The sequence below is a fragment of the Ectopseudomonas chengduensis genome, from assembly GCF_900102635.1.
In the GTDB taxonomy this organism is placed as follows: Bacteria; Pseudomonadota; Gammaproteobacteria; order Pseudomonadales; family Pseudomonadaceae; genus Aquipseudomonas; species Aquipseudomonas chengduensis.
Genome location: NZ_FMZQ01000001.1, coordinates 899,673 through 913,227 on the forward strand (window position 1 = coordinate 899,673; position 13,555 = coordinate 913,227).

A 13,555-nucleotide genomic window follows, 5' to 3' on the forward strand; every position below is an offset into this window, starting at 1 on the left:
CTGTTAAGTGGGACGCGGTTGATTGCATTGAGTTCGCTTCGGCCCTTTATCGTGATGATGATCGGCTACATGCTCTGAGTGAGAACGATTTTTTCAATTTCTGTGGCTGTTTTGTATCCGCTCTAATAGAGCACTCGAGCGGCTTTTCAAATTGGTTCACTGATTCATACGCTTGAGATCAAGCGTCAATAGCTCTTAGGGAAGTCCTATTGAAAGTCCTGTTCCTGGTGCAGAAAGAGCAGCGCGCGATTCTAGATCGCCTGTACGACGGTATCGCTGCGCAGTGCGAGTGCGATATTCGCTGGTTGAGCAGCGACGAGCAGGCCGATCTGCGGGGTTATTTTCACAAGCACGTAGATACTGCGCGCTATGATCGCATCCTGTTTTTCCTGCGCTTCAAGAAGGAAATGCGTCAGTGGCGTTTCATTCGTACCGTGCCGAATCTGGTGATTTTGGAGCACGACGCGTACCAGAATTACATTCCCTGCAAATACACCGGTCTGTTCAGTGCGCACTATCGGCGCATGCCTTGGGTGCGGATCATTAGTTCGGGCGCGGATGTGGCCAAGCGTCTGCAAGACGAAGGATTCGATGCCGTATTTGTACCCAAGGGCTACGATCAGACGCTGCTTTCCTACCGGGAGCGAGAGCGGGACATCGAGCTGGCGTTCGTCGGCAGCACCAAGAGTGTCGCCTACTCAGGGCGTAAAGCGCTGCTGGACGAGCTGGGGCAGGTTGAGAACCTCCTGGTGACCAAGACCCGCTCGGGCGAAGAGTACTGCGAGACCTTGAATCGAATCCGCTTCTTCGTCAGTGCAGACGTCGGTATGGGGGAGTACATGATCAAGAATTTCGAGGCCATGGCCTGTGGCTGTGTTTTGTTGGCCTACGATCAAGGAGACAGGGAAAACTCTGCGCTGGGATTTCGAGATATGGAGAATCTTGTGCTCTATCGTGACGTTGCAGAGTTGCGTGAGAAGTTGTCTCTGCTGCGTAACGATCCTCAGTTGGCCGCACGTATTGCTGACGCGGGAAGGTTGCTCGCTGAGCGGCAATACAGTTTTCAGATGATCGGCCAGAAGATCGTTGAGGCGATGGCGCTGCCGTTGCGGGCATCCACATTAAGTAAGGGTTGGTTCTCTTGGTTCAGGTAAAAGCAAGAGGTTTTGTTGCCTCGGTTCTTTTTTATGTTTTGAGTGGCGTCTCGGTTTATGAGTGATAATCCCAAACACGACGATTTAACCGGGAAGCCCCTGGTTTCGGTGATCATCGCTTCCTATAACCATGCTCCGTACATTGAAGCCAGCATCCGTAGTGTTCTGGCACAGAGCTATCCGAACATCGAGTTGCTGGTTGTTGACGATGGTTCCAAGGACGACAGTGTTGAGCGTATCCGTGTATTGCAGGCGGAGTACGATTTCGATTTCCAGCGGCAGTCCAATCAGGGGCTGAGTCGTACTCTCAACGCCGCTATCGTTCGCGCCAAGGGCTCGATTATCGTGCCCTTTGGTTCTGACGACATCATGCGTCCTGAGCGTATCGCCAAGCAGGTCGCGTATCTGCACGATAAGCCGGAAGTAGGTATCTGCTCGGCAAACATCGATTTTATCGATGCGCAGGGCAATCCATTTCCTGACAGTGAACAGAAGCTACGTCACTTGCCGTTCCGCCGCCTGGACTTCGATGATCTCTTTCTCGATCGCAAACCTGGTCCACAAGCAGCTACGCTCATGTTTCGTCGTGAGGCGCTCGAGGCCGTAGGAGGCTTCGATCCGGATATCCGGCTCGAGGATGTATACATTTGTCTAAAGATCCTTCGGGCAGGCTTTTACATCGATATCTTGGGCGAGGTACTGGCTGACTACCGTAAGCACGAGAGTAATACCTATAAGCATTTACGCTTTATGACTGACAATATGCTCAAGACCTATGCCTGTTTCTCTGATCATCCAAGTTACGAGGCGGTGACACGGCGTTATCTGGTTTCTATGTTTCTCAAAGCATCAAATCGCGACAAGCCCCTGGCACGTGAGCTGATTCGTCAGATTCCGGTGCGTTACTGGAATGCCAAGGTGGTACGTGGCGCATTGCGCCTTCTGTTTGCCTGACTCAAGGGTGTTTAGCGGTTGCTTTCTGATACGGGCAACCGCTTCAGTGATCGGTTTAGGGGGAAGTTTCATTGGCGGGCTGGCGAGAGCGGATTTACAACGGCTATGTGGGCTACTGGGCGCCTCTTGCGCTTCTGGCGTTTCTGACCGGAATGTTCTGGATCGGTGATCGCTCGCTCTACCACAAGCTTTATTACGCCACGTTGGCATTGCCGACGCTGTTGGTCGCGCTAGTATCGCCAGTGCGTTTTCTGCATCAGTTGCGTCAGCCCTATCTGGTTCTTTTCTTGGTTTTTTCGTTGTATGTGATGCTTTCGTTGTCTTGGTCTCCCGAGCAGAATTACTCCAAGCTCAAGCAGCCGCTCTATGTGCTGATGTTGTTGCTAGCTGTGGGGGCGATGGCGGAACACGATATGCGCCGGCTGGTGCAGTGCGTCGCACTGGCTGCCGTTTTTGCAAGCCTCTTTGCTCTGATCACCATGCTCATGTATGGCATGGATGAGAACAGGCCTGAGCGCCTGGAGGGCATGGGGGCACTATACAATCCTTTGCTGACCACGCACGTGTATGGTTTTTTCACGGTGATGGTGATGGGGGCGTTGGTTACCAGTCGGCGGTACTTCGCTGTAAAGCTGTCGATGTTCGTTGTGTTGCTTTGCTTGCTGTTCCTGACCGGGTCGCGTACACCGTTGCTGGCATTGCTGGTCTGTGTGGGTTGGCTGGTGCTTCTGCTGGGAGATCGTCGTGTAATTGTCTTGGCGGCGGTGGTATCGCTGGCGATCATGTTGGGTTTCTGGGGGGTGGATTACAACCCCCTGGAGCGGGGCTTGTCGTATCGTCCGTTCATATGGCAGGACGCTTGGCGTCAGACCTTGCCTGTGTTGTGGCTGGGCCATGGCTATGACGCCTCCATTGATATTTACCTGCCGGACCTTGATTACTTGCTGGCGGATACTCACAACCTGACGCTGGGGGTCATCTACCAGACTGGTCTGGCAGGAGGAGTGATGTGGCTGAGCCTCTATGTCTACGGCTTCTCCCAGGCTTGGCGTTACAGGTCGTCGGGCTTGGTGATCATCAGCTCGGTGTTACTTGTATATGGCTTCATGGCCGGTATGACCGAAGGTAGTGCCTTTATGTCGAGGCCCAAGGAGCATTGGTTCATTATTTGGATACCTATTGCCCTGCATTTTGCTGTCTTGCGCAAAGTTGGCACGGGTATGAAGGGGGCGTCTGCTTGATAGCAGCCCCATCATGGGCCTTTCACGATTTGGTGACGTTGTTTAGGGCTGGCTTACGCGGTTTGCAAGGGTGTCGAAGGGGAAGTCGGCTAGCCCGTTATGCTTGAGGTAGCGCTCGAAGTGGGCAAGATTACGGCGGATCTTGTCCTTGGACAGTGGGCCTGCAAGAAACTGTAGGTCGGCGATATCGATCAGGCCCAGTTGCCCTTCGGGTGTGCGAACGATGTTGCCTAGGTGTAGCGAGCGAAAGTAGATACCCTTGCGATGCAGATCTTTGAACAGCTCGATTAGCTGTTCAAACAGGGAGGCTGAAAGTTCTCCATGCTGAGTGAACAGATCCCTCAGTGTTTCCCCCGGCAGTGCTTTGTAGTGGATCGCAGTCCAGCCTGCTGTTGCCAGCTTGAACAACTGTAGAGGTTGCACCGTGGGTATACCTAGCTCTTCTAATCGTGATGCATTTTCCCAGAAGCGTTGCGAGTAGGGGCGCAGTAGGGCGGATGACAGTAAGCGCTTGCGTCTGAAGACCTTCAAATATTCGCCATTTTCAAAACGATAGACCTTCGGGCCGTGGCTATCTTCTTCAATGCTCTCTGCGCCCTGAATTAGCTTCTGGAATGCCTCTTGCGTTAGTGGCTGAGCGGTGGTCATATCAATCGTTTTCTAATGCTGGATGTTTACGCCTGCCAAGTTTTCGTCACTCGTGCTGTCTTGAGTGTTCGCGTATGGCAGGCATGAAAATTTAGCCTGCTAGGGTACGTAAAATTGTCCGCTTAGGCCACTGATCGTGCCTTGTCTTTTGTCGGTCCTCAGAGCCCGAAAGCCGGCCTTGGCTCAGTGTGCTGGTTTGAGTCTCTCTAGCTGCCCGGTTTTGGGGATGAGGTGACGTTCCTTGCGATCTGCGCCGTGGTGCTTGAAGTGATCATAGAAGAGTCGAAAACGAGATTGTTCAATGCCTTTAAGTCTGGCAAGTTGCGTGCTTACAAGCTGATCATAGAGCGACTCGCTTATGAAGTCGTGTAGCTGATGCTGGTACAAGAAAGCAAACTGAAAGCCCAGCGTTTCACTGGAGTGAGGGTTGTCACCAATGTAGCAATTTTCCAGGTCAATCACCTTCAGGTCTTCAAGATTGCCCTCGTGAATCATGACGTTCCCCGCCCAAAGATCTAGGTGGTAGATACCTGACTGATTGAGTTGTGTGATCAGTTCCAGGCAGGCTTCTGCGAATGAATTGGCCTGCGATGGGTTTTGCTGCAGCCAGTCGAAGCCATCAAGCCAGTCGGCTAGATTTTCATAATTCAAAAACACCTCGGTAACCAAACCGCTACGCTGGCGAACCAGGCCGTAGCCAAGCAATTTGGGAACCAGCGTAGTTCGCTTCTGCGCTTCTGCGTGATTGTTTAGCTCTTCAAGAACCCAATCATATAGGCCTGATCGGCGCCTGATCCCTAGCGTTGTTCTGATTCGCGCAGGAATGCTGTCTATTGTGGATGCCTTGATGAAAAGCGCGCTTGCTGTTTCTCGGGTGAGGGGGCGTGCAAGCCGCTTTTCTCCCGTTTTACGGCGCTTTGAGAGCAATTCCCTGATCTGCGGCCAGAGGCTTTTCAATGACTTTCCAGTCTCTGTATCTGTCGCGTAAAGAGTTGTGTTCTGGAGCTGCTGGGCGTGATGCTTGCTTTTGCTCATCCATCCGTGAGAGATCACTACTGGGGGTCCTTGTCTACTGAGGTGCGAGCGGCTTCGCTGTATTGGGGCATAACAGATCATCGTAGTGGCATTTTGATGTGGCGTCTACGAGTTGGTGCCTCTGAATGCCACTATGATGGCAAAACTTCTGATGCGCCTGGGCGCTTAAATAGGCAGTGCTGGTACAATCGCCTCTTGCTAATCCTGCCTGTGAGACGAGCTGAATGGCCAATCCTACCCAACAATCGAGCCTGAAAGTCTATCTGCGATTGTTGCGCTACGTAGTTCCCTACTGGGGACTGTTCACCATCAGTCTCGTCGGGTTTCTAATTTTCGCTTCTACCCAGCCGATGCTGGGGTACATGCTCAAGTTCTTTGTCGACGGGCTGAGCAATCCCGACGCCGGTCTGTTTGCTGGAGTGCCTTGGGTGCTTGAGCATGCGCCCTGGCTTGCTGAACTAAAGCTGTTGCAGGCAGTGCCGTTACTGATCGTTCTGATCGCGCTATGGCAGGGTATCGGCTCGTTTCTTGGGAATTACTATCTTGCCAAGGTCTCCATGGGGTTGGTACAGGATCTGCGTATTGCTTTGTTCAACAATCTGCTGACCTTACCCAACCGTTATTTTGACAGTCACAACTCCGGTCACCTGATTTCCCGCATCACCTACAACGTGACCATGGTAACCGGTGCTGCTACCGATGCGATCAAGGTCGTGGTGCGTGAAGGGATGACCGTAGTGTTCCTTTTTGCCACGCTACTGTGGATGAACTGGAAGCTCACCTTGGTGATGGTGGCTATCCTGCCTGTCATCGGTCTGATGGTGACGAGCACCAGTAAGAAATTTCGCAAGCAGAGCAAGAAGATCCAGGCCAGCATGGGTGATGTCACCCACGTCACCTCCGAGAGCATCCAGGGCTACCGCGTGGTGCGCAGTTTTGGTGGTGAGGATTACGAGAAACAGCGCTTTCTCGGTGCCAGCGAGGAGAATAAGCTCAAGCAGCTGAAGATGGTCAAGACTAACGCGGTCTATACGCCTTCGCTGCAGTTGGTGATCTACAGTGCCATGGCTGTGCTGATGTTTCTTGTCCTGTGGCTGCGTGGTGATGCCTCGGCGGGTGATCTGGTGGCCTATATCACTCTGGCGGGTCTATTGCCCAAGCCGATTCGTCAACTGTCCGAGGTCAGCTCGACCATCCAGAAAGGTGTGGCAGGTGCCGAAAGCATCTTCGAGCAGCTCGACGAGGAGCCGGAGGTCGACCGCGGCACTCAGGAGCGCGAGCGCGTCAGCGGCCGACTGGAAGTAAAGGAGCTAAGTTTCAGCTACCCCGGCTCGGAAAAGCCCGTTCTGAACAATATTTCCTTCGTCGCCGAACCGGGGCAGATGGTGGCGCTGGTCGGGCGTTCCGGTAGCGGCAAGTCGACCCTGGCCAGCCTGATTCCGCGTTTCTATCACCACGAGCAGGGCAGCATCCTGCTCGATGGGGTGGATGTGGAGGATTACACCCTGCGCAACCTGCGCCGCCATATCGCCCTGGTTACCCAGCACGTCACCCTGTTCAACGACACGGTGCGCAACAACATCGCTTATGGCGACCTGGCTGGCGCACCGCTCGAAGCCGTTCAGCAGGCGGCGAGCGATGCCTATGCCGCCGAGTTCATCGAGAAGATGCCGCAAGGCTATGACACCCTGGTCGGCGAGAACGGCGTGCTGCTGTCCGGCGGCCAGCGCCAGCGCCTGGCTATCGCCCGGGCGCTGCTCAAGGATGCGCCGGTGCTGATCCTCGACGAGGCCACCTCGGCGCTCGACACCGAGTCCGAGCGGCATATCCAGGCCGCACTGGATCAGGTGATGCAGGGCCGCACCACTTTGGTTATCGCGCATCGCCTGACCACCATCGAGAAGGCTGATCTGATTCTGGTGATGGACCAGGGGCAGATCGTCGAGCGCGGCAGTCATGCCGAGTTGTTGGAGCGTAATGGATATTACGCTCGCTTGCATTCCACGCAATTTGAAGACGCTGGCACTGATAATTCAATCGAGCAGGATACTTGATGCTGGGCTATCTGCGTTTCTGGAGGGAGCGTGGCTGGGACGTGATCGAGGCCGCGGACTATGCTTTAGCCTGGGCTCGATTCGGAGGGAGCGTCATTACCCACCCGCTAGTGGTCGAGCGGCTTTCTGGCCTTGCCGGTATACCCGTGCGTTACCTCGGATACTTTGTTGGGGGCGAAATTCAGGCTGCCATTCCTACATGGGGGCGCTACCTCGCACTTTCGCGCAAGGTTCTGAAGAGCAAAGGGCAGCGTGAACTCTTTGACCTTGGCAATGCTGAAATCATTCTCCCTGCCGCTGTGGACGCACGAGCACCGTTGCGGCATGAGGTGAGCTACATCTCCGAACTTAATCGGGTGGTTTTTCCAGGGCTTCGTCTGCAGAAAGAGCAGTTGGCGATGGCACGAGCCCCTGAGGAGCTTTCGAAGAAGTTTCGCTATAACCAGAGGCGTGAGCTACGCCTGTTCGAGGAGGCCGGCGGTACAGTACGCTCTGTGGGCGAGTTCGCTCCAGATGACTTCGCCGCTATCTATACCGAACTGTTCGAGCGACGCTGGGGCTTTCCCGTGCCGGGGAAAGGCCATCTGAGTGAAGTATTTGCGTTGTTGCGCGAGCTGCTTCAAGGCTCCCTGCTGATTTTGGATGGTGTTCCTACTGCTGTTCAGGTGTTGTACAGGGTTGAGTCGCCAAACTGGCTCAGTTACGAGTACATCAATGGCGGAGTCGACCCTCGTGCTCAACACCTCAGTCCGGGCAGTGTCCTGAGCTTCATCAATACTCAAGCTGCATGGTCTGACGCTCGACAACAAGGAAAGGCATTGCGCTACTCTTTCGGCAGAGCCGATCGAGAGTACAAGGATCGTTGGTGCAGCAGGGTTGCCGCGTTTCGGACATAAAAAATGGAAACACGTAAGCAAGGACTGTTGCGCCGTCATCGGCGCAACAAGCGCATTACTATGGCTGTTGCGTTACCGATTATGGTGGCGCTGGACTGGTTTGCTGGCTGGAGTAGTCTGCCAGTACTTCTACTCTTGGCTTGGATTGCTCACGAGGCTTGGTTCTCTGACCATCTCTTTTACTCGCCGCGAGACGACTATCAGTATTCATTTCCTGCTTCGAGCCAAGTCGCTACCGGGACATTGAGCAAGGGGCGGATAGCTCTGGATACAGTCGATCTTACGAATGCGATGGACACGCTCATTCTTGAAGTATCCATCCATAGTTCCTGGCTGGGACGCTGGCTAGACCCCCATATTCTGATCTGTGCTGAGGCAATACTTGACAGGCAGGATTTCGAGCAGGGCGCGCGTGGTCGGCGTTACCTCAATATTTCTGGTCTGTTGCCCGAGCTGCAAAGCGGAAAACTGCGATTGCGTACGCGGTTTTGCCGGCTCTCGACTGAAGTACGGTTATACGCATTTTCAAACCCCGATTATGCAATGCGACGCGTGATGGTCATTGCGCCACATGCGGACGATGCCGAGCTTGCTGCCTTTGGTCTCTATAGTCGAAGTGATGAGGCCTGCATTGTGACGCTCACTCAAGGTGAAATCGAGGCTCATAACTATGCACGCATGGGCCTCGACAGGGCCGCGGCGGCCCGTCTCAAGGGGCGCCTGCGTAGCTGGAGTAGCCTGGCTGTTCCGCTGTGGGGGGGCGTGCCTGCAAGCAGGTGTGTGCAGTTGGGGTACTATTGTCTTCAGCTGACGCCCATGGCCTCGGCTCCAGAGCAGGCTTTCCCGTCTCTGGAGTCGGGTGAGTCGGATATACGCAGTGTGCGCCGTTTCAATCCTATTACTTTGCCTGGCGATCTCGATGGAGTGCCATCGTGGCGGAACCTTGTTGGTGATCTGGCTACTCTGCTTGTTGCTTTTCGTCCTGAGGTAGTGGTTCTACCTCATCCGGAACTTGATCCTCACCCTGATCATATACAGGCCAGCAAGCTTCTCGACGAGGCAGTTGCCCTGAGTGAATGGAGCCCTGAGGTGCGTCTGCTCTATGCCAATCACCTATATGATAATGATCGTTGGCCCATGGGGCCTGTTGGCAATGGCATATCGTTGCCCCCTTGCCATACAGGCCTATCGATCGATGGACTGTGGAGCCCGCTTCTGAAAGATTCTGTGCGGATGGACAAGGCGCAGGCGTTGGCCATGCAGCATGATTTGCAGACGCCATTGCCTCTCAAAAAACGCCTTCGTCGCTTAATTCAGTGGGTACTGGCTGGGCGGCGTTGGCCCGAAGTCGGCCAGGATGATTTCTTCCGCAAGGCAGTACGTCGTCATGAGCTGTTCTGGGTGCGCGCGTTACCCGATAGGGATGCTCGGGTTGACTGAGTGGCCATGTTATTATCCTCTCCATTTTTTGCTCTGGAGCTCCCATGAAGCTGACCATGCCCCGCTATGACCAAGCCGCCGTTCTGGTGGTAGGCGACGTGATGCTCGATCGCTATTGGCATGGCGGCACCTCGCGGATTTCTCCGGAGGCGCCGGTTCCGGTGGTGCGTGTCGACCAGATCGAGGATCGTCCCGGCGGTGCTGCCAACGTAGCCCTGAATATCGCCGCACTCGGTGCGCGGGCCTTGCTGGTTGGCGTGACCGGCAATGATGAAGCCGCCGAAAGCCTCAGCGACAGCCTGAATGGCGCCGGCGTGGAAACTCATTTCCAGCGCCTCGACGACCAGCCGACCATCGTCAAGTTGCGGGTGATGAGCCGTCACCAGCAACTGCTGCGTATGGACTTCGAGGAACCGTTCAACACCGACACCGTCGCCCTGGCGCGTGAGGTCGATACGTTGCTCGATGGGATCAAGGTGCTTGTGCTATCGGACTATGGCAAGGGTGCGCTGCAGAATCATCAGGTGCTGATCCAGGCCGCGCGCAACAAGGGCATTGCGGTGCTGGCCGATCCCAAGGGCAAGGACTTTTCCATCTACCGTGGCGCCAGCCTGATCACCCCCAATCTGCACGAGTTCGAGCTTATCGTTGGCGGTTGCGCCGATGAAGCCGAGCTGGTCAGCAAGGGTGCCACGCTGATGCGCGAACTGGAGCTGGGGGCCCTGCTGGTGACCCGTGGCGAGCACGGCATGACCCTGCTGCGCCCGGATCACGCCCCGCTGCACCTGCCAGCCCGTGCTCGCGAGGTGTTCGACGTCACCGGCGCAGGCGATACGGTGATTTCTACCCTTGCAGCTTCCATTGCTGCGGGCGAAGAGTTGCCGCTGGCGGTGGCCCTGGCCAACCTGGCTGCCGGCATCGTTGTCGGTAAGCTGGGCACTGCCGCCATCAGCGCACCCGAGCTGCGTCGCGCGGTACAGCGTGAAGAAGGTTCCGAGCGGGGCGTACTGAGCCTGGATCAGTTGCTGATCGCCATTGACGACGCCCGCGCCCATGGCGAGAAGATCGTTTTCACCAACGGCTGCTTCGACATCCTTCACGCCGGCCACGTGACCTATCTGGAGCAAGCGCGCGCGCAGGGGGATCGTCTGATCGTGGCGATCAACGATGACGGCTCGGTCAGCCGCCTGAAAGGTCCGGGGCGTCCGATCAATGCCGTCGACCGGCGCATGGCAGTGCTCGCCGGCCTGGGGGCGGTGGATTGGGTGGTGAGCTTCGGTGAAGACACGCCCGAGCGCCTGCTCAAGCAGGTGCAGCCGGATGTGCTGGTCAAGGGCGGCGACTACGGTATCGATCAGGTGGTAGGTGCCGATATCGTCCAGGCCTATGGCGGCGAAGTGCGTGTGCTCGGTTTGGTGGAAAACAGCTCCACCACCGCTATCGTCGAGAAGATTCGCAGCAAATGACGGCTGGCTGAGCAAGGCGCAGGTCTTGCTCAGCCAGTACGTTTCCCTGGCGATGGCTTGACCCGATTGCCGCCGCGCCGCGTCTTGAGGGTCATAGGCGTGCGTCAGTCGGCAGCGCATCATCGATGGCATCTCTCACGTGGAGCGAGATGCCATGATCGTCGATACCCAGGGCCAGGCCCTGAGCGTACTGAGCAAGCTGGCCCAGGCCGACTGGCCAGACCGCCTCAAGGTACGCAAATCCTTCGAGAAGCTCGTCTACAGCGGTAGCCGCGCCAGTTTTCGCCTGGCCGCCGGCGGCACCAGCAACAAGCCGCGCGCGGCGGCCGACGACCTGTTTGATCTGTCACTGACCGAAGAACAGCAGATGCTGGTGGACATGCTCCAGAGCTTCGCGCTGGAGGTTCTGCGCCCGGCTGCGCACGGGGCCGACGCCGAGGCTCACGTGCCTGCGGCACTGCTCAATCAGGCGCATGAACTGGGCCTGGCACACTATGGTGTTGCCGAAGCGCAAGGTGGTCTTGCTGGGGAGTGCACCGTGCTCAGCAACGCGCTGATCGCCGAGAGCCTGGCGCAGGGCGACTTTTCTCTGGCCGCGGCCTTGCTGGTGCCGCTGTCTGCTGCCAATTGCATTCGGCGCTGGGGAGGCTCTGCGCAGCAGGCTGCCTGGTTGCCGGCATTCGTCAGTGAACAGGGCGCGCCAGGCTTCGCGTTGGCGGTAACAGAGCCCGGCGTATTGACCGATGCTGGTCAACCCGCGACGCGGGCGCGCAAGCGCGGCAAGCACTATCTGCTCGATGGGGAGAAGGCGCTGGTCATCGCCGGTCTGGCTGCCAGTCGATTGATCGTAAGCGCGCAGGCAGTTGATGGCCCGGCGCTGTTTATCGTCGATGCGGCGAGCAAAGGTGTCTGTCGCCGTGCCGAGCCGGGCATGGGGCTCAAGGCTTGTGGGTTGACACGTATTGAGCTGAAAGGCGTCAAGGTTTCTAGCGATTGCCGTCTGGCAGCTGATGGCTTCGACTTTCCGGCCTTTCTCGATTATTCGGCCTTGGCATTCTGTGCCCTTGCAGTCGGTACGGCGCAGGCGGCACTGGACTACGTGACGACCTACTGCAACGAGCGCCAGGCGTTCGGCGAGCCGATCAGTCATCGCCAGGGGGTGGCCTTCATGGTGGCCGACATCGCCATCGAGCTGGACGCCATGCGCCTGCTGCTCTGGCGTGCCTGCGCCCGTGCAGAGTCTGGTCTGCCGTTTCGCCGTGAGGCGTACCTGGCACGCCTGCTCTGCGTGGATAAGGCGATGAAGATCGGCTCCGACGCGGTGCAGCTGCTCGGTGGCCATGGTTTTACCCAGGAGCACCCGGTCGAGCGCTGGTATCGCGACCTGCGCAGCTTGGCGGTGCTCGCTGGCGGCCTTCATCTCTGAACAGGCAGGCAACCATGAATCTGGAAACCCCGAAGAAATTCCGCGGCCTGCAGCAGCAGGCGCAGCAGGTGGCCAAGCACTATTTCCGGCCGATCTCGCGCAAGTACGACCAGGTCGAGCACGCCTATCCCAAGGAGCTGGACCTGCTCGCCGCGCTGCTCGACGGCATGAACGAGGGCTCGCCCGACGCCGTCGGTGCCGGCTCGGCCAGCAAGCGTGGGGCAGCACGTGAGCAGCAGGCAGGCATCAAGAATGGTGGCAACATGGCTGCGCTGCTCGGCGTGATTGAGCTGTGCTGGGGCGATGTCGGCCTGCTGCTGGCCATGCCGCGTCAGGGGCTGGGCAACGCGGCCATTGCTGCGGTGGCCAATGACGAGCAACAGGCGCGGTTCGGCAAGACCTGGGCGGCCATGGCCATTACCGAGCCGGGCTGTGGTTCGGATTCGGCGGCGATTCGCACCACGGCGGTAAAGGATGGCGACCACTACATCCTCAACGGCGAGAAGATCTTCGTCACCTCCGGCGGGCGCGCCGATGCCGTGGTGGTTTGGGCCACGCTGGACAGAAGTCTGGGGCGTGCGGCGATCAAGTCCTTTGTAGTGGAGAAGGGCACGCCGGGGATGACGATTACACGTCTGGAGAAGAAGCTGGGGATAAAGGCATCCGATACGGCTTCGATCAGCCTCAGCGATTGTCGGGTGCCGGCGGCCAACCTGCTGGGCAACGCCGAGATCGACGTGCAAAAGGGCTTTGCCGGGGTCATGGAAACCTTCGACAACACCCGGCCGCTGGTTGCTGGCATGGCGGTCGGCGTGGCGCGCGCGGCGCTGGAGCGTACCCGTGAATTGCTGAGCAAGGCCGGTTGCCGCTTTGATTACGCCAAGCCACTGCTGAGCGTTACCCATGCCGAGGCCACATTGTATCGCCTGGAGGCGGAATGGGAGGCCGCGCGTCTGTTGACGTTGAAGGCTGCCTGGATGGCTGACAACAAGTTGCCCAATTCGAAAGAGGCCTCGATTGCCAAGGCCAAGGCCGGGCGTGTGGCCAGCGAGGTGACGCTCAAGTGCGTGGAGCTGGCCGGTGCGCTGGGCTACGGTGAGGATGAGTTGCTGGAGAAGTGGGCGCGCGACTCGAAGATTCTCGATATCTTCGAAGGCACCCAGCAGATTCAGTTGCTGATCGTCGCCCGGCGCCTGCTGGGCAAGAGTTCCAGCGAGCTCAAGTAATCAAGGTAATCCAAT

Annotated in this window: 11 protein-coding genes; 9 read left to right on the plus strand and 2 right to left on the minus strand. The window is 57.2% G+C overall.

What is annotated here, in order from left to right:
• Positions 1–209: 209 nt before the first annotated feature.
• The 3 genes from BLS08_RS04095 (at position 210) to BLS08_RS04105 (ending at position 3,349) form a co-directional block, all read left to right on the plus strand.
• Positions 210–1,154 carry a glycosyltransferase family protein gene (locus BLS08_RS04095; RefSeq protein ID WP_055984317.1) on the plus strand — a complete coding sequence of 315 codons (945 nt, stop codon included), beginning with the start codon at positions 210–212 and terminating at the stop codon, positions 1,152–1,154.
• A 57-nt stretch (positions 1,155–1,211) separates the two neighbouring features.
• Positions 1,212–2,108: a glycosyltransferase family 2 protein gene (locus BLS08_RS04100; RefSeq protein ID WP_045733920.1), complete on the plus strand. Its 897-nt coding sequence runs from the start codon at positions 1,212–1,214 to the stop codon at positions 2,106–2,108.
• A gap of 71 nt (positions 2,109–2,179) precedes the next feature.
• A complete protein-coding gene (locus BLS08_RS04105) occupies positions 2,180–3,349 on the plus strand; it encodes an O-antigen ligase family protein (protein ID WP_055984312.1) in 1,170 nt (389 codons plus the stop codon).
• Between the two features lie 42 nt (positions 3,350–3,391).
• Here the strand turns inward: BLS08_RS04105 and BLS08_RS04110 are convergent, their stop codons facing one another.
• Both BLS08_RS04110 and BLS08_RS04115 read right to left on the minus strand, forming a co-directional pair.
• Positions 3,392–3,997: a BUD32 family EKC/KEOPS complex subunit gene (locus BLS08_RS04110; RefSeq protein ID WP_045733922.1), complete on the minus strand. Its 606-nt coding sequence runs from the start codon at positions 3,995–3,997 to the stop codon at positions 3,392–3,394.
• Positions 3,998–4,180: 183 nt separating this feature from the next.
• Entirely contained in the window at positions 4,181–5,032 is an 852-nt protein-coding gene (locus tag BLS08_RS04115; protein ID WP_055984309.1) for a lipopolysaccharide kinase InaA family protein, read from the minus strand.
• 224 nt (positions 5,033–5,256) lie between these two features.
• Between BLS08_RS04115 and msbA the strand changes: the two genes are divergently transcribed.
• The 6 genes from msbA to BLS08_RS04145 all read left to right on the plus strand — a co-directional run bounded on the left by msbA (position 5,257) and on the right by BLS08_RS04145 (position 13,540).
• Positions 5,257–7,086 (plus strand): lipid A export permease/ATP-binding protein MsbA, encoded by a 1,830-nt coding sequence (msbA, locus tag BLS08_RS04120; protein WP_055984306.1) that lies wholly within the window; start codon positions 5,257–5,259, stop codon positions 7,084–7,086.
• On the plus strand, positions 7,086–7,982 hold the full coding sequence (locus tag BLS08_RS04125; RefSeq protein WP_055984303.1) for a GNAT family N-acetyltransferase: 897 nt from the start codon (positions 7,086–7,088) through the stop codon (positions 7,980–7,982). Before msbA ends, BLS08_RS04125 begins: the two co-directional genes overlap by 1 nt.
• 3 nt (positions 7,983–7,985) lie before the next feature.
• Positions 7,986–9,422, plus strand: a complete 1,437-nt coding sequence (locus tag BLS08_RS04130; protein ID WP_055984300.1) for a PIG-L deacetylase family protein — start codon at positions 7,986–7,988, stop codon at positions 9,420–9,422.
• A gap of 44 nt (positions 9,423–9,466) precedes the next feature.
• Positions 9,467–10,888 (plus strand): bifunctional D-glycero-beta-D-manno-heptose-7-phosphate kinase/D-glycero-beta-D-manno-heptose 1-phosphate adenylyltransferase HldE, encoded by a 1,422-nt coding sequence (gene hldE, locus BLS08_RS04135; RefSeq protein WP_055984297.1) that lies wholly within the window; start codon positions 9,467–9,469, stop codon positions 10,886–10,888.
• Positions 10,889–11,042: 154 nt separating this feature from the next.
• Positions 11,043–12,314, plus strand: a complete 1,272-nt coding sequence (locus BLS08_RS04140) for an acyl-CoA dehydrogenase family protein (RefSeq protein WP_055984294.1) — start codon at positions 11,043–11,045, stop codon at positions 12,312–12,314.
• A gap of 14 nt (positions 12,315–12,328) precedes the next feature.
• Positions 12,329–13,540: an acyl-CoA dehydrogenase family protein gene (locus tag BLS08_RS04145; protein WP_055984291.1), complete on the plus strand. Its 1,212-nt coding sequence runs from the start codon at positions 12,329–12,331 to the stop codon at positions 13,538–13,540.
• Positions 13,541–13,555 lie beyond the last annotated feature (15 nt).